Origin of the sequence: Acinetobacter sp. Z1, assembly GCF_024296945.1 — a bacterium.
Taxonomy (GTDB): Bacteria; Pseudomonadota; Gammaproteobacteria; order Pseudomonadales; family Moraxellaceae; genus Acinetobacter; species Acinetobacter beijerinckii.
In genome coordinates, this window is sequence record NZ_CP101115.1 from 521,950 (window position 1) to 538,012 (window position 16,063).

Annotated in this window: 13 protein-coding genes; 4 read left to right on the top strand and 9 right to left on the bottom strand. The window is 38.8% G+C overall.

Annotated features, from left to right (window positions below):
- Positions 1-91: 91 nt before the first annotated feature.
- The 7 genes from NGC85_RS02510 to NGC85_RS02540 all read right to left on the bottom strand — a co-directional run bounded on the left by NGC85_RS02510 (position 92) and on the right by NGC85_RS02540 (position 8,925).
- Positions 92-679 (bottom strand): tetratricopeptide repeat protein, encoded by a 588-nt coding sequence (locus NGC85_RS02510; RefSeq protein WP_005051958.1) that lies wholly within the window; start codon positions 677-679, stop codon positions 92-94.
- Complete coding sequence (metW, locus tag NGC85_RS02515) at positions 676-1,269, bottom strand: methionine biosynthesis protein MetW (protein ID WP_005051957.1); 594 nt, start codon at positions 1,267-1,269, stop codon at positions 676-678. The genes NGC85_RS02510 and metW overlap by 4 nt, the downstream gene beginning before the upstream one ends.
- Positions 1,269-2,429 (bottom strand): homoserine O-acetyltransferase, encoded by a 1,161-nt coding sequence (locus NGC85_RS02520; protein ID WP_005059637.1) that lies wholly within the window; start codon positions 2,427-2,429, stop codon positions 1,269-1,271. The genes metW and NGC85_RS02520 overlap by 1 nt, the downstream gene beginning before the upstream one ends.
- Before the next feature lie 129 nt (positions 2,430-2,558).
- Positions 2,559-4,256, bottom strand: a complete 1,698-nt coding sequence (leuA, locus tag NGC85_RS02525) for a 2-isopropylmalate synthase (protein WP_254804729.1) — start codon at positions 4,254-4,256, stop codon at positions 2,559-2,561.
- Positions 4,257-4,642: 386 nt separating this feature from the next.
- Positions 4,643-5,758, bottom strand: coding sequence for an alpha-hydroxy acid oxidase (locus NGC85_RS02530; protein WP_254804730.1), 1,116 nt, complete (start codon positions 5,756-5,758; stop codon positions 4,643-4,645).
- Positions 5,758-6,441: a Fe2+-dependent dioxygenase gene (locus NGC85_RS02535; protein WP_254804731.1), complete on the bottom strand. Its 684-nt coding sequence runs from the start codon at positions 6,439-6,441 to the stop codon at positions 5,758-5,760. The genes NGC85_RS02530 and NGC85_RS02535 overlap by 1 nt, the downstream gene beginning before the upstream one ends.
- A 96-nt stretch (positions 6,442-6,537) precedes the next feature.
- Positions 6,538-8,925 carry a catecholate siderophore receptor Fiu gene (locus tag NGC85_RS02540; RefSeq protein ID WP_254804732.1) on the bottom strand — a complete coding sequence of 796 codons (2,388 nt, stop codon included), beginning with the start codon at positions 8,923-8,925 and terminating at the stop codon, positions 6,538-6,540.
- A 472-nt stretch (positions 8,926-9,397) separates the two neighbouring features.
- On the opposite strand from NGC85_RS02540, the gene tig reads away from it, so the two are divergent.
- The 4 genes from tig to NGC85_RS02560 all read left to right on the top strand — a co-directional run bounded on the left by tig (position 9,398) and on the right by NGC85_RS02560 (position 13,740).
- Positions 9,398-10,729, top strand: a complete 1,332-nt coding sequence (gene tig, locus NGC85_RS02545) for a trigger factor (protein ID WP_254804733.1) — start codon at positions 9,398-9,400, stop codon at positions 10,727-10,729.
- 196 nt (positions 10,730-10,925) lie between these two features.
- Positions 10,926-11,531, top strand: a complete 606-nt coding sequence (clpP, locus tag NGC85_RS02550) for an ATP-dependent Clp endopeptidase proteolytic subunit ClpP (RefSeq protein WP_005051948.1) — start codon at positions 10,926-10,928, stop codon at positions 11,529-11,531.
- A gap of 28 nt (positions 11,532-11,559) precedes the next feature.
- Positions 11,560-12,870 (top strand): ATP-dependent Clp protease ATP-binding subunit ClpX, encoded by a 1,311-nt coding sequence (gene clpX / locus NGC85_RS02555; protein ID WP_005051946.1) that lies wholly within the window; start codon positions 11,560-11,562, stop codon positions 12,868-12,870.
- Positions 12,871-13,023: 153 nt separating this feature from the next.
- Positions 13,024-13,740, top strand: coding sequence for a DUF2846 domain-containing protein (locus NGC85_RS02560; RefSeq protein WP_254804734.1), 717 nt, complete (start codon positions 13,024-13,026; stop codon positions 13,738-13,740).
- Positions 13,741-13,758: 18 nt separating this feature from the next.
- Here NGC85_RS02560 and NGC85_RS02565 read toward each other — a convergent pair whose 3' ends face one another.
- Complete coding sequence (locus tag NGC85_RS02565; protein WP_254804735.1) at positions 13,759-14,301, bottom strand: DUF2059 domain-containing protein; 543 nt, start codon at positions 14,299-14,301, stop codon at positions 13,759-13,761.
- A gap of 104 nt (positions 14,302-14,405) precedes the next feature.
- On the bottom strand, positions 14,406-15,932 hold the full coding sequence (locus tag NGC85_RS02570) for a fumarate hydratase (RefSeq protein WP_005059628.1): 1,527 nt from the start codon (positions 15,930-15,932) through the stop codon (positions 14,406-14,408).
- Positions 15,933-16,063 lie beyond the last annotated feature (131 nt).

Below are 16,063 nucleotides of genomic sequence, written 5' to 3' on the forward strand. Positions count from 1 at the left end.
GTAGTTAATATAAGAATGAAAGCTATTACTATAATGAAAAAACCGACTATCACAAGTCGGTTTTTATATTACTCAATAGATCTAAATAAGATTATTGTGCTTGAATCCATTTATCAGCACGGTCACGTGCGGTACGGATTTGATCTTGAGTCAGGTTAGCAGCCAACGCGGTTTTCTTACCTTCAGAAAGACTAATGACTTTCGTATCAAGCATGCCATCACGAGTTGAAAGCTCATACCACTGGTATGCACCAACAAAGTTTTTCTTCTGTTCTTCCATCATCGCTAGATTGAAACTTGCACGATTATCTCCGTGGCTTGCTGCCTTCTCGAAATATTTACGCGCTAATGCTTCATCTTTTTTAATGCCAATACCATCTGCATACATACGACCCACATTGAGCTGTGCCGCAGAAATACCTTGATCTGCTGCTGCTTTAAACAGAGAAAAAGCTTGTTTTTCATCTTTAGCTACATCTTTACCATACTGATAACGTGTTGCGAGATAAAATTGTGCTCCAGCTTGACCAGCTTTTGCTGCGCTTTGTAATTCACCAATACTCATCACTGAGTATCGCGCTGCCTGTGTTGCAACCGATTGCGGTTGAGTAACATAGTCAGCGTGCGCTTGTATACTGATCAGACCAAATAAAAATGTGCTGATTAATGTCTTTTTCATAGAGCGCTCACTCGATAAATTGCGACTTCACCAAATAGGTTCGGCATATGCTTACTGAGCACACTACCTTGTTGGTCACCATTAACGGCAAGTCGATTAATAATTTTAATTCCGTTCTCAGCACATAAGGCTTCAAAGTCACGGAAAGTACATAAATGGATATTCGGGGTGTTATACCACATATAGGGTAAAGCTTCCGAAACAGGCATTTTTCCTTTTAACGCAAGAAAAGAACGAGTCTTCCAATACGCGAAGTTCGGAAAAGTAATAATTGCCTGTTTGCCGACCCGCACCATATCACGAAGTAATACATCAGGTGCATCTACAGCTTGCAAAGCTTGTGCCATGACCACAGAATCAAAAGATTGGTCAGCAAAACGGCTTAAACCCAAGTTTAAGTCCTGTTGGATAATATTTAACCCCCGACTGATCGCAATTGCAATCTTTTCTTGATCAATTTCTAGGCCATAAGCACGAATATTGTGCTGTTTGCTCATATGAGCCAGTAATTCGCCATCACCGCAACCCAAATCGAGTACGCTTGTATTCGGGGTAATCCATTTTTCAGCGAGTTGTTGATCTATACGCATCAGTGAAGCTCCTGCGATGTCGATTGCAACTGTTGTACACCACCTAAAAATGCTCTTAGTGTTTTCACATACAGTGGAATAGGGAATAAGAAAGAGTCATGACCTTGCTCAGCATCAATATCTAAATAGCTGACGGGCTTATGATTATCTATCAAAGCATCCACGATTTCTTGTGATCTGCTTGGACTAAAACGCCAATCTGTCGTAAATGAAATCACCAAAAATTGACATTTGGGCTGATTCATCGCTTTCGTCAATGAGTGTTCATATTCACGTGACGGATCAAAATAATCCAATGCCTTGGTCATAATCAAGTAAGTATTTGCATCAAAATTACGGCTAAATTGTTCGCCTTGGTAACGCAAATAACTTTCAACTTGGAATTCGACATCAAAACCATACATAAACTTGCCTGATTTTAAATCACGACCAAATTTTTGTTTCATCGCTTCTTCAGACAAATAGGTGATATGTCCGACCATGCGCGCCAAAATCAAACCACGCTTTGGATAGCTATCATTTTCTAAATAACGACCATGATGAAAATCAGGATCAGACAAAATGGATTGGCGTGCAACTTCGTTGAAGGCAATGTTTTGGGCTGATAATTTTGGTGCGCTCGCAATGATCACACATTTTTTTAAGCGATCAGGATAGTCCAACGACCATTGTAGTGCCTGCATACCACCTAATGAGCCACCAATAATGGCATACCATGCATCTATACCTAGTCGATCAGATAGCATCGCTTGAGTTTTTACCCAATCTCTTACCGTGACGAGAGGGAAGTCTGGACCATAAGGGCGGTTTTCATTTTCAGGATTTGGTGAAGTAGGGCCTGTTGAGCCGTTACAACCACCAATGTTATTCAGTGAAACAATAAAAAAATGATTGGTATCAATCGCTTTACCAGGACCGATACAGCTATCCCACCATCCTACTTTTTTATCATCTGGATGATGATAACCTGCGGCATGGTGATGCCCAGATAATGCATGACAAATTAAAATCGCATTAGATTTATCAGCATTAAGTGTTCCATAGGTTTCAACCATCAAATCGAAACGAGGCAAAACTCGTCCACATTCAAGTTCTAATGGTTGCTCAAATTGAAATTTTTGTGGTGTGACTAAACCCACTGAATCCGATGGAAAAGACACTGGAATGATTCGCCTTGTATAAATTTTTTATCAATAATAAAAGGATACCAATTCAGGTATCCTTTCAAAAGTCATTTTTTCTGATATTGCAACTCAGGTTTACTGACTGTTACATGATATTTCATCTATCTAAACGGCTGCGGCAGCAACTTGTTCAGTTGTCAGTACACCTTGTTCAATTAAACGATTGGTACATGCAATAATCGCTTCGATTGATGAGGTTACAATATTGTCATGAATTCCTGCACCGAAAGCATTTTTACCAGTGCCTTTGACTTGAAGTTCAATCAAGGCAAGCGCTTTAGCATTCGCGCCAGAACTAATACTACGTTCTTCATAATTTACAACATCGATCGGTAATTGTAATGCGTTAAGCATTGCAGAAATTGGACCGTTACCTTCACCACGTAAGCGTTGAATTTCACCATCAATTTCAATATCTAACTCAATGATTTGTGTGCCATTGATATCTGATAATTGATAATGTTTGGTTTGATAATGGCTGTTCTTGACATCGACATATGTATTTTGGAATAAGGTCCAAATTTCATGTGCACTGATCTCTGTGCCATTTTCATCGGTATGTTGCTGTACGATCTGACTGAACTCGATTTGTACACGACGTGGTAAAGCAACGTTGTAATTCGATTCTAACAAGTATGCAATACCACCTTTACCAGATTGGCTATTCACTCGAATCACCGCATCATAGTCACGACCCAAATCTTTCGGATCGATTGGTAAGTATGGCATATCCCAGATTTCTTCGTTTTTCTGGAACTCAAAGCCTTTTTTGATTGCATCTTGGTGTGAACCAGAGAAAGCCGTAAAGACCAAATCACCTGCGTATGGATGACGAGGGTGAACAGGTAAGCCAGTACATTCTTCAACAGTTGCAATGATTTCATTGATGTTTGAGAAATCTAAGTTTGGCGCGACACCTTGGGTATACATATTCAACGCAATCGCAGCAACATCGACGTTACCAGTACGCTCACCGTTACCAAACACGCAACCTTCAACACGGTCAGCACCCGCCATAATCGCTAATTCAGAAGCAGCAATGCCACAACCACGGTCATTGTGGCAGTGAACTGAGATAATCACCCCATCACGACGCGCCAAGTTACGATGCATCCATTCGATTTGATCGGCATAGACATTCGGTGTAGACACTTCAACGGTTGCAGGTAAGTTCAAGATGACTTTATTGGTCGGTGAAGCTTCCCAAATTTCTGTTACCGCGTCACAGACATCTTTGGCAACTTCTAATTCTGTTGCAGAAAAACACTCTGGGCTGTATTGGAAAATCCAGTCTGTTGCAGGATATTTCGCAGCAGATTCTTTGACTTTATTTGCTGCATTAATCGCAAGTTTCTTTGCACCATTTGCATCTACATTCAATACTTTTTGACGGAACGTTGGCGAGTTGGAGTTATAGATATGAACAATTGCACGTTTCGCATCAACTAAAGCTTCAAAAGTACGTTCAATCAAATGATCACGTGCTTGCACTAAAACTTCGATATAGACATCATCAGGAATCAAATTTTCTTCAATCAATTTACGCGTAAAATCGAAGTCAATCTGAGATGCTGATGGAAAGCCAATTTCGATATGCTTAAAACCGATTTTAACCAACATATGGAACATTTTTAATTTTTGATCCATATCCATCGGTTCAAAAATTGCTTGGTTACCATCACGAAGATCGGTACTCATCCAAATCGGTGCTTGGTTGATTTCATTATTCGGCCATTGGCGATCTGGTAAATCCACTCGCTGGTACATACGGCGGTATTTTTTGCTTGGGTCTGCCAACATCATGAGATAACTCCTTGTCGCAGTAGGAATGCTAATTGAAATTTAAATGCAACCTACTACTGAATATATGGTGTCTATTTGGGACAATTTAAAGAAACTTTATATCTTGAGTGCCTAAAAAACTTAGGCAGAAAATTTATACGCGCGCGAGGCGCAGCATCAGCAGAGCAGCGAGAAGATTTGAATATGACGGATGGGCAAAGCTATAATTAATTTTCATCATCTACCATTCACATTGGTAATTTAATTTTGCAGTTATCTTAATAACCTAATCATGATCAGTCTAGGTGAAAATACAAGCGACTGCAAAGGTCTATCCAGTATTTTAATAAGTTTATCTTCGAAAAAAATCCCTTAATTTGCACAAAATATTTAAATGATGGAAATATTTATCTATATATGGTTGTTTTTTGGAAAATATAATCACTATTAATGCTGTTTAAGTTGGTTGTTCCCATTAGTGCCATCGTAATTTCAAACTCTTCTTTTAATATTCTTATGACATGAGCAACACCAAGTGCCCCAGCAGTTGTTAATCCATAAATATAGGGACGACCAATTAATACAGCATTGGCACCTAAGGCAATTGCTTTGAATATATCGGAACCACGACGGATACCGCCATCTAATAAAAGAGGAAAACCAGCGGGAACAATCGCGCGGATATTTTGTAAAGCAATTAAAGGCGGAATAGTTGTGTCTAAAATACGACCACCGTGATTTGAAATAATTAGACCTGCAACACCACATTCCAAAGCTTTTTTTGCATCAGCCGAGTGGAGTACTCCTTTAAGAATGATTGGTAAACTTGCATGCCTAACCAACCATTCAATATCTTCCCATTTGGGTGCTATTTTCATTAAACCATGAAAAATAGGATGTTCTCCTTCTTGAATCTGACTTTTTTTGAAATAGCTTGAGGTGTGAGGGTGTTGCATCTGAGTCGGTAGTTCGAAGAAGACTTTACGCTCCCGATCACGTATTCCACTATGTGGGGCATCAATTGTGATGACGATTGCTTTGTATAAATTTTGCTCTGCAAGTTTGACTAACGACAGAGATGTTTCTCGACCTTGCCAATATAATTGAAACCATTTGTATGGGTTTTCTTTGTTTAAATGCTTTAAATCAGTATTGGTAAAATTACTAAGTACAAAATTACTTTGCATAAGCTCTGCTGCAAGTGCGGTGGCTTGTTCAGCTTGGGGATGAAACAAAGCTTGATGTCCGATCGGAGCTAAAAAAATAGGGTGGGGGTAATCAATTCCAAGTAAATTCAGTTGGGTGTGTGCTTGGGTGAAATCATTTAAATGTCGAGGAATCAATTGAATGTTTTGAAATTGAAATTGATTTTCTTGCACGCTTAATTCGTGCATGGCTCCACCCTGTAAATAATGCCATGTTTTTTCTGTTACATGCTTTGAAGCTTGTTGCTCATAATCATGTATGGTTTGTATATGATTTGGAATGGTTTTGAGTGGAGCAAGAATATGTTGTACAGCCATTATAAGTTGCCCCACTGTCTTAATAAATTATGATAATGACTTGTGAGCGCAACAACTTCATCTGAATCCCCAAGTTGATGTCTTAATTTCAATATGGTCATGTCTAAATTAAATAGCATAGTACGTTGCCAATCATCTTTAACCATACTTTGAATCCATGTAAATGCGGCAATCCGACTACCTTGAGTCACAGGCTCGACTCTGTGTAAGCTGGTTGAGGGATATACAATTGCATCGCCTGCATCAAGTTTAACTTCATGGCTACCATAGGTATCCTCAATAATCAGTTCACCACCTTCGTACTCATCTGGTTCAGATAAAAAAACCGTAATTGAGATATCAGTGCGGATACTTTGTCCTATTCTTGATGAGTATTGAATGGCACTATCAACATGATTGCCATAATTACCTTGATTTTCATAACAATTAAACATTGGAGATAAAATATGTTGTGGAAGAGCTGCTGAACGCAACAGCATATTTTTTTGCAAAGCATCTAGAATATAATCACTCATAGATGGATATAAATCACAATTGATATCTATTTGTAGATTTTTCTTTGTTTGTTGTGCTTGTGGGCCAGCACTTTGGCTACCATTTATCCATAGATTAGGTTGTTGCATTTGTTGGCGAAGTTTTAATACGGTTTGTTTGTCAAGTACCTCAGGAACATGCAACATCATTTTAAAAACCTCCCAATAAAAAACAGCCTGCCAGAAAATTATACCTTTTCTGACAAGCTGTGTTTATCTATTCAATCCGAAGACTTAAATAATTAATTAAAACTTATAGTTAAACGTCAATGCTGCTGAACGTGGTTGACCTAGAACAAAACGACTACCGCCATTATTTAAAGCACTGATATATTCTTTGTCGGCTAAGTTATAAACATTCAGGTTTACAGATGCATTTTTGTTGAATGCATAGCCTGCCATTGCGTCAAATACAACATACGATGGAACTGTTGGCATATTTGCTGGCGCAGTACTATCTGTAACCACACGTTTTTGCTCATCGACATAGCGTGCACCTAAGCCTACTTTAAAGCCTGCAATATCATAGGTTGTCCATAATGAAGCAGTCCAATCTGGAGACCAACGTACTGAATCGGTAACAGTTTTTTCACCACTATCTACATTAAAACTAATTTGATCTTTTTGCTTCACTTTCATGTGAGCAACGCCCAAAGAAATGTTCCAAGCATCAGTAATTTGACCGACAGCACCAAGTTCTACGCCGCGAACACGGGTTTTACCTTCTTGAATAGATTCTTTGGTAATTGGATCTTGCGTAAACTGGTTTTCGTTCTCTGTATGATAAACTGCACCAGTTAATGCTAATTTATTTTTTAACACATCCCATTTCCCACCAATTTCATAGTGATGTGTTTCTTGTGGTTTTGCTACTGAGCTATTAGCACCAGTATCAGATAAACTAAAATTTGCACTTCCTGGTGGAGTTAACGATTTAGCATAGGATGCGTAAACGCTACTATTTTCGGTTGGTTTAAATAAACCACCTAATTTCCAACTTACTAATGTGTCATGTGCAACGAGATTGGTTGGTACGAGTTCTTTTGCACCACTTGGAAGTGTGAGCGCATCATAATTGGTATGGTAGTAATCTACACGCACGCCGCCATTGAACTGTAAGCGATTATTAAGTAATTTGATGGTGTCAAATAAATAAGCTGCTGCGGTTTTTGTTTCGCCATCTGTATATCCACCAGTATAAACTAGATCAGGCATTACATCGTATTGATTTGGATTATACAAATTTGCTGAAGGCGCCGTAATAGTCGTTTGCCCAGGCATTTGAGTTGCTAAGGTACGAGTAATTTGCTGTTCTTGTATAAACTCTAGGCCCGTAACAAGATTATGCTCAATATCACCAGTTTTAAAATTAATATTCAAAGTTGATGTATTCGCAAGAATTTTATTTTCTTGATCTACGCCTTGATGTGAACGAGAAATTGCCCATGTATCTCTATTATCAGGATCAAATGACCCATAGTTAAATTTGTAACTATAGCTGTTATCTGGATTAACGGTAACTGTAACTGATGGAGCATTAATTGCATTAATTCCAGTTAATGCTCTTTTCATGCTTGTCTTACCAAATCTAGAGATATTGGTAAATTTGATATTTTCACTAAAGTCACTTTCGATTTTAGCCGAAATCATATCCGAGCTAATATCTTCATAATCATTTACGCTTCCATAAAAGTTGCTACGATCAACCTCAGGCGCATTTTGTAAAGCCTTATTCACTCTCTGCATATCAGCAGAGTTATTAATGGCTTCACGGATTTGATCTCTTAACGCAAGATTTTTATTGTTTGCGTAGTTAGAGGTATAACCATAAAAGCCTCTCATACCAATTGTTGGAATGCCGCCATCAGGAATATTATTTTGGCGGACATGTTGTGAATATAAGTAGAAACGAGTGTCTGTGTTCAAACCGAAAGCAATCGATGGTGCAATTGCCCAGCCATTATTTTCAACAACATCACGACCTTCAACTCCGCCATCTTGACCCATTGCATTTAAACGAATAGCAACGTTGTCATTTATCGCCTGATTAATATCAGCAGTTAAACGTGCATTTTCAGCAGTATTATAGCGCGCAGAAACTTCTTTACTATTTTCAGCTTTAGGTAACTTGGTGACAAGGTTGATATAACCTGAAGCGGAACCACGACCAGCTTCAGCGCCAGAAGGTCCTTTTACAATTTCAATTTGTTCTAAATTAAACACATCACGGCTGACTGCACCAAGATCGCGAATTCCATCTACATAAGTTGAGGTTTGAGTAGAGAAACCGCGCATTTGAAAAGTATCACCAGCACTGGTATTACCATTTTCACCCATTTGCAAGGTAATTCCTGGGGTATTACGTAACGCTTCTACGAGTGACGCTGCACCTTGCTCTTGCAAAAGTTCTTTTTTAATCACTTGGATTGTTTGAGGTGTATCAACTAAAGGTTGCGTATATTTAGGAGAACTAACTGCTTCTGCTTTATAGGTATTTTCAGCATTTACTTCAATCGTTGGAAGTTTAGCGACACTTTCTTCTTTAGTCGCAGCATGACCCGCTAAAGGTAAACTTGCAGCGAGTGCAACTAATTGAGTTGTGCGTAGATGTTTACGACTTTTAATCTTCGCCATTGAGAAAACCCCTAGGATTGAAGTGGTGAATGACAGAACTATTGATATTGTAAAACTTTCACGAAAATGCAGTAAAAGTGAATGGATTGTTAAGCTGTGTAACAATTTGTGTGAAGTCTAATGATAACTATTATCGTTATCAATGGCTTTATCTTGTGTGAAAAGGGTGATATTGTCCTAAGTTTTTGATAAATATATTTTATTATTTGTATTGATATTAGCGATTTATTTTAATATAAAAAATGGAAAGAATGATTGGTTTAATTAAGATATTGTATTTATTGATTAAAATAATTTTTCTAAACTGAGTTGATTGTTTTTGAAAAAAATTATAGGTAATTAAATTTTGGAAATTTTTCTGATTGAAATTAAAAAAGAGAATTTTAATTATCCGATTTTGTATATCAGCAAAGTTGTCATATAATGTGGCACTTTAAAAATTGTTATTACTAACTAATATATCGAGGAAGCCATGCAAGTAACGACTGAAGCGGTTTCGGGCGTTGCCCGTCGTTTAAATGTTTCTGTACCGACGAGCCGTGTTAACGAGCAATTTGAAGCTCGCTTACAACGCACTGCCAAAACTGTGAAGATCAACGGCTTCCGTCCAGGTAAAGTGCCTTTGAATGTTGTGCGCCGTGAATATGGTGCAAGCATTTATCAAGAAGTTGTGAATGACATCATTCGTGACACTGTATTCGAAGCAATTCAGCAAGAAAAAATCAATGCAGTTGGTATGCCGAACATTGATAAAGTTGAAAACAAAGACGATGCATTAGTTTTTGAAGCGACTGTAGAAGTGTATCCAGAAGTTGAAGTGAAAGCTTTTGCTGACTTAGAAGTTGAACGTAAATCATCAGAAATCAACGATGCAGATGTTGATGTGATGATTGAAAACTTGCAAAAACAACGTGCTTCTTGGGCTGAAACTAAAGGCATGGCGAAGAAAGACATGCAAGTAACTTTCGATTTCGAAGGTACTGTTGATGGTGAAAAGTTCGAAGGCGGTGCGGCTGAAGACTTTAAACTTGTTCTAGGTTCAGGTCGTATGATTCCTGGCTTTGAAGACGGTATTATTGGCATGAAGAAAGGCGAAGAGAAAGTAATTGATGTTACTTTCCCAGAAGACTATCAAGCTGAAAACTTAGCTGGTAAAGCGGCTCAGTTTAAAATCACTGTGAAACTTGTTGAAAAACAAAAACTTCCAGAGATTGATGCTGAATTCTTAAAAATCTTCGGTTTAACTGAAGAAGAAGGCGTAGAAAAGTTAAAAGCTGACGTTCGTAAGAATATGGAACGTGAAGTGCGTACTGGTCTTCGTAATCAAGTTAAACAAGCTGCATTCGATGCACTTGTCGCTGCAAATGAAATTGAAGTTCCAACTTCTATGGTTGCTCAAGAAATTGACCGTCAACGTCAACAAATGATTCAACAATTCACTCAGCAGTTTGGTGCTCAAGGTGCAGGCGCATTTGATAGCAGCATGCTTCCAGATGAATTGTTCAAAGAGCAAGCTGAAAAATCAGTAAAACTTGGCGTGTTAGTAAGCAAAGTATTGGCTGATGCTAAACTTGAAGTTGATCAAGCACGTGTTGAAGCTTACATCGACGAAATGGCTTCTTCTTATGAAGACCCAACTGAAGTTGTTGAATACTTCAAAAATGACAAACAACAACGTGCTCAAATCGAAGCTGTTGTTTTAGAAGATCAAGTTGTTGATCACATTTTAGCTGCTGCTAAAGTAAGTGATGTTGCAGTAAGTTATGAAGACTTATTGAAAGAACAACAAGCTCGCCGTGGCTAATCTTTTAAAAGTTCAGAAGAAAGGCGCTTAATGCGCCTTTTTTTATCCGTGTTATGAAAGTGTTAATTTGTTTAGGAATTACCAGATTTTAGTCTAAATAGTCGAATATTTAGGGTTGAACCTTTTGCAATTTAGTCGATTATCCCTCATATTGTTGGCATGATCGAGTCACAATAATTTAGGAATAAATAAACATATGTATGTTCCAACAATTGAAAATGCTTTAGTTCCTGTTGTCGTTGAACAGTCTTCACGTGGTGAGCGTTCGTTTGATATTTTCTCACGTTTATTGCGTGAACGAGTGATTTTCTTGACTGGTGAAGTTGAAGATAACATGGCGAACTTAATCGTTGCGCAAATGCTATTTTTAGAAGCTGAAAATCCAGAGAAAGACATTCATCTTTATATTAATTCGCCGGGCGGTTCTGTGACTGCGGGTATGGCGATTTATGACACCATGCAGTTCATTAAACCAGATGTTGTGACTTACTGTATGGGACAGGCCGCATCTATGGGTGCATTTTTATTGAATGCTGGTGCGAAAGGTAAACGTTACTGTCTTGAAAATGCACGTGTGATGATTCATCAACCATTAGGTGGTTTCCGCGGTCAAGCATCTGATATTGAAATTCATGCTCGTGAAATTTTATTTATCAAAGAGCGTTTAAATCGCTTGATGGCCGAGCATAGTGGTCAAGACTATGAGCGAGTTGCACGTGATACAGATCGTGATAACTTTATGACTGCTCAAGCAGCAAAAGAGTACGGCTTGGTTGACCAAGTATTGAGTAAACGTCCTTAATTTTTAAGATTCAAGTTGTGGAGTAAATATGTCCGAACATCCTCAAGGACAAAAACATTGTTCATTTTGTGGTAAAACGCAATCTGAAGTTGGAAAACTGATTGCAGGTGAGGACGCATATATTTGTAATGAGTGTGTAGATGTCTGCTTAGACTTAGTGCAAACAAGTCAACAAGTTGAGGCGGGTGATTGGGCATCTAAAGAGTTGCCGAAACCACACGAAATACGTGCTGCCTTAGACCAATATGTGATTGGACAAGATGTTGCTAAGAAAACATTGTCTGTAGCGGTGTATAATCACTACAAGCGTTTGAAAGTCGGTCAATCGAATCACGGTCATCATGAAATTGAGATTGCAAAAAGTAATATCTTGCTGATTGGTCCAACAGGTTCAGGTAAAACTTTACTTGCGCAAACCCTTGCGCGTTTATTAGATGTTCCATTTGCGATGGCTGATGCAACCACTTTAACTGAAGCTGGTTATGTGGGTGAAGATGTTGAAAACATCGTACAAAAGTTATTGCAAAAAGCAGACTATGACGTCGAGAAAGCGCAGAAAGGTATTATCTATATTGATGAGATCGATAAGATTACCCGTAAATCGGAAAATCCATCGATTACTCGTGATGTCTCTGGTGAAGGTGTACAACAAGCATTATTAAAAATGATTGAAGGTACAGTTGCTTCTATTCCACCGCAGGGCGGCCGTAAGCATCCTCAGCAAGAGTTCATTCAGATTGATACTGCAAATATTTTATTTATTTGTGGTGGTGCATTCTCTGGTTTGGAAAAAATCGTACAGCAACGCCAAGAGAAAGGTGGAATTGGTTTCACTGCCGATGTGAAGAATAAAGATGACAGTAAGAAAGTCTCTGAATTATTCCGTCAAGTTGAAGCGACAGATCTGGTGAAGTTTGGTTTAATTCCTGAGTTTATTGGTCGTTTGCCAGTGATTGCAACTTTAGAAGAGCTGGATGAAGATGCATTAATGCAGATTCTGACAGAGCCTAAAAATGCATTAACTCGTCAGTACCAATATCTCTTTACCATGGAAAATGTAGACCTTGTTTTTGATGAATCTGCATTACGTGCCGTGGCGAAGAAAGCGCTTGAGCGAAATACAGGCGCACGTGGTCTACGTTCCATCTTAGAGAATGTATTGCTTGAAACCATGTATGATTTACCAAGTCGTACTGATGTGGGTACGGTAATTGTTGATGCTGCTGTGATTAACGGCACGGCTAAACCAACATTTAAATCTGAACGTTTACCACAAGTGGGTACGCCAGAATTGGTTGAAAAGAAGGATTTGAAGGTGGTTGATTCGAAATCAGCTTAATTCTCATTCATCTAAAAAAGCATGAAAGGCTAGGCTTTTCATGCTTTTTTTATTTGCAATTAAGCATTGAAATGTTAATCTTTAAAAAGTTAAAAAATTCGCATAGTTTTGCGCTGTTAAAAATAAATCGAAGAAAACGCCTTGAGGGATGTCATGCGTTATTTAATATTGTCATTATGTTGTGCAGGGGTATTGGCTGGCTGTCAAAGTCATAAGACAGTGGAAGAAAAACCAACAGCACTCACCGCAACTTTACCACCAGTTGATACAGAAAAAGAACCTGGCATCTTTGATCAATATCATGTGGGTGGTTTCACTGTAGGTGGTTGGGTCAATCAAAAACTAGGTCAATATTACGCACCAATTAAGCCACAAAATGAACAAGCAGCGGTGGTATATTTATATCGACCTGATACGCGTTGGAATCGTCAAGAGATCGCGGCGGCAAACTTATTTATTAACGGTCATCGTATTCCGAGTTTATTGCATAATCATTATTACTGGGTGGAACTGCCAGCCGGAACTTATCGTTTGAGTGTGAGTCGTCCTTTGGCTGGATTGCACTTTCAAAAACCAAAATATTTAGATTTCACTGTAGATGCTGCACAAACCTATTTTATTAAATATGATGAAGAAAATAAGATTGCACGGAGTGAGCATACGGGTCCATTTATGCTAACTCCAGATAAAGTAGCACATCAGGAAATCGCTTTTACTCGCTTAAAATCGTCAAGTTATAACTTTGTGGCACAAGATGCATCCGGTAAAGTTCGCTCTAAACCGCAAGAACTGAAACCAGCCAAGTATGATGAAAAATCAGAAGTCCATTTAGTCAAACCATTTAAATTGTGGAATCCTTTGACTTGGTAATTCGATTAATGAGCAGTATTATTGTTGTTGAATCAAAGGTTTAATAATAGTAAGAAACTGCTCTTTTATTTGTAAACTTTGTTCAGGATCACTTAAAGTTTGTTGACTTAAATTATTCATGTATTGAAAAACATGGGTGCCGATTTTTAAGTTCTTTTGGTTGATTGATTTTCCTTCGGGCGTTCTTAAAAACTTTAAATAAGCCTGTATTTCTTCTTCAGTTAAAGTCTCTGTATAAATTTTTTCAATTGCTTGTAAGGTTTCAGGGCGAGCGTATACTTTTGAGCTAGTGTCTTTAAGTAGCTGGCTAAGTTCGATGACTGCAAGATATTCTTGAGTAGTGTTTAGCTTTTCTTTACCGAGAACACGTAATAAAATATTTTCTGCTTCGAGATCAAGCGTGGGCTGCATTTCATCTAGTGACGTGCTCAAAACATTTTCGAGATCACTTAGTTTGATCAACTCTCTGACCGATTTTGTTTGCGCAGGAGACGCGATTGCATTTTGCATCATACCTATGATAAAAAAACTAATCATAAGCGTGTATATACGTTTATTCATAATTGGCACTTTTATTCTTATGTCTTTTTATAATTTAACAGAAGCTTGAGCTAAAAAAATAGCCGAATACGATGATTCGGCTATAATTATTGTATGAGTATTATTTAGATTGCAGCAGCATCCACAACTGGAATCTTACCAATTTTAGCTTGCCAGATTTTTGGCGCTGTTGCGTGAATTGACGTACCATTTACATCAACCGCAACGGAAACAGGCATATCTTCAACCACAAACTTATAGATCGCTTCCATACCCAAGTCTGCAAAAGCAACGACCTCAGCTTCACGAACTGCTTTAGACACGAGGTAAGCAGCACCACCAACAGCCATCAAATAAGTTGCTTGATTGTCTTTGATCGCTTCAATTGCAGCAGGACCACGATCCGCTTTACCAATCATGCCGAACAAGCCAGTTGCTTCTAAAACTTGACGAGTGAACTTGTCCATACGGGTTGCTGTTGTTGGGCCAGCAGGACCAACCACTTCATCACCCACTGGATCGACTGGACCCACGTAGTAAATAAATTTACCTTTTAAATCGACTGGCAGTTCTTCACCATTATTTAACATGTCGACCATGCGCTTGTGTGCAGCATCACGACCTGTATAAATAGTACCGTTGAGGAGTAATGTATCGCCTGGCTTCCAAGCATTCATTTCTTCTTGAGTAATGGTATCCAGATTGACACGCTTCGATTGAGACGAATCCCATGTTACAGCAGGGTAGTCTTCAAGTTTTGGTGCTTGAATGTGTGCAACACCTGTACCATCTAACTGGAAGTGTGCGTGACGAGTAGCAGCGCAGTTCGGAATCATACCGACTGGCTTACCTGCTGCATGACAAGGGTAGTCTTTGATTTTAATATCAAGAACTGTGGTTAAACCACCAAGACCTTGTGCACCAATACCCAATGCATTCACTTTCTCGAAGATCTCGATACGGAGTTCTTCCATCTTGCTTTGTGGGCCACGACGAAGTAATTCGTCCATGTTGATTTCTTCCATAAGTGCTTCTTTTGCAAGCATCATGGCTTTTTCAGCAGTACCACCGATACCAATACCGAGCATACCTGGTGGACACCAACCTGCACCCATCGTTGGAACAGTTTTAAGTACCCAATCCACGATTGAATCAGATGGATTTAACATCGCAAGTTTAGATTTATTTTCTGAACCGCCACCCTTCGCTGCAACGGTAATATCAACTTTATTACCAGAAACGAGTTTGTAATGAATCACGGCAGGTGTATTGTCTTTGGTATTTTTACGACCAAAAGCTGGATCTGCTAAAACAGAAGCACGGAGTACGTTTGAGTTCTCTAGGTAACCTTGGCGTACACCTTCGTTTACAGCATCATCCAAGCTCATGGTTAAATCAAATTTAACATCTAAGCCGACTTCAAGGAAAACGTTAACGATCCCTGTATCCTGACAGATTGGTCGGTGACCTTCAGCACACATACGTGAGTTGATAAGGATTTGGGCAATAGCATCTTTTGCAGCTTGGTTTTCTTCACGATCATAAGCACGGCTCATCGCTTGGATGAAGTCTTGTGGGTGATAGTAAGAAATAAACTGCAGGGCATCCTTGATTGATGTAATCAAGTCATCTTGTTTGATGATCGTTGTCATATCAAATTTCTCTTGAGCGGGCGATTAGCTGGCGGGCTAAATTATATGATAAAAAGGAAAGAATGTGGGAGTTTTAGCTTAGATTTGGCTAAAGGTCTAAAGTGGGCCTTTGATCTAAATTGCAGCAACAA

Excerpts from the sequence above, each read along its gene's own strand:
- metW (WP_005051957.1), bottom strand. The coding sequence starts at position 1,269 with ATGCGTATAGATCAACAACTCGCTGAAAAATGGATTACCCCGAATACA.
- NGC85_RS02530 (WP_254804730.1), bottom strand. The coding sequence starts at position 5,758 with ATGGCTGTACAACATATTCTTGCTCCACTCAAAACCATTCCAAATCAT.
- clpP (WP_005051948.1), top strand. The coding sequence starts at position 10,926 with ATGTATGTTCCAACAATTGAAAATGCTTTAGTTCCTGTTGTCGTTGAA.
- leuA (WP_254804729.1), bottom strand. The coding sequence starts at position 4,256 with ATGATGTTGGCAGACCCAAGCAAAAAATACCGCCGTATGTACCAGCGA.
- NGC85_RS02510 (WP_005051958.1), bottom strand. The coding sequence starts at position 679 with ATGAAAAAGACATTAATCAGCACATTTTTATTTGGTCTGATCAGTATA.
- NGC85_RS02570 (WP_005059628.1), bottom strand. The coding sequence starts at position 15,932 with ATGACAACGATCATCAAACAAGATGACTTGATTACATCAATCAAGGAT.
- clpX (WP_005051946.1), top strand. The coding sequence starts at position 11,560 with ATGTCCGAACATCCTCAAGGACAAAAACATTGTTCATTTTGTGGTAAA.
- NGC85_RS02535 (WP_254804731.1), bottom strand. The coding sequence starts at position 6,441 with ATGATGTTGCATGTTCCTGAGGTACTTGACAAACAAACCGTATTAAAA.
- tig (WP_254804733.1), top strand. The coding sequence starts at position 9,398 with ATGCAAGTAACGACTGAAGCGGTTTCGGGCGTTGCCCGTCGTTTAAAT.
- NGC85_RS02565 (WP_254804735.1), bottom strand. The coding sequence starts at position 14,301 with ATGAATAAACGTATATACACGCTTATGATTAGTTTTTTTATCATAGGT.
- NGC85_RS02540 (WP_254804732.1), bottom strand. The coding sequence starts at position 8,925 with ATGGCGAAGATTAAAAGTCGTAAACATCTACGCACAACTCAATTAGTT.
- NGC85_RS02560 (WP_254804734.1), top strand. The coding sequence starts at position 13,024 with ATGCGTTATTTAATATTGTCATTATGTTGTGCAGGGGTATTGGCTGGC.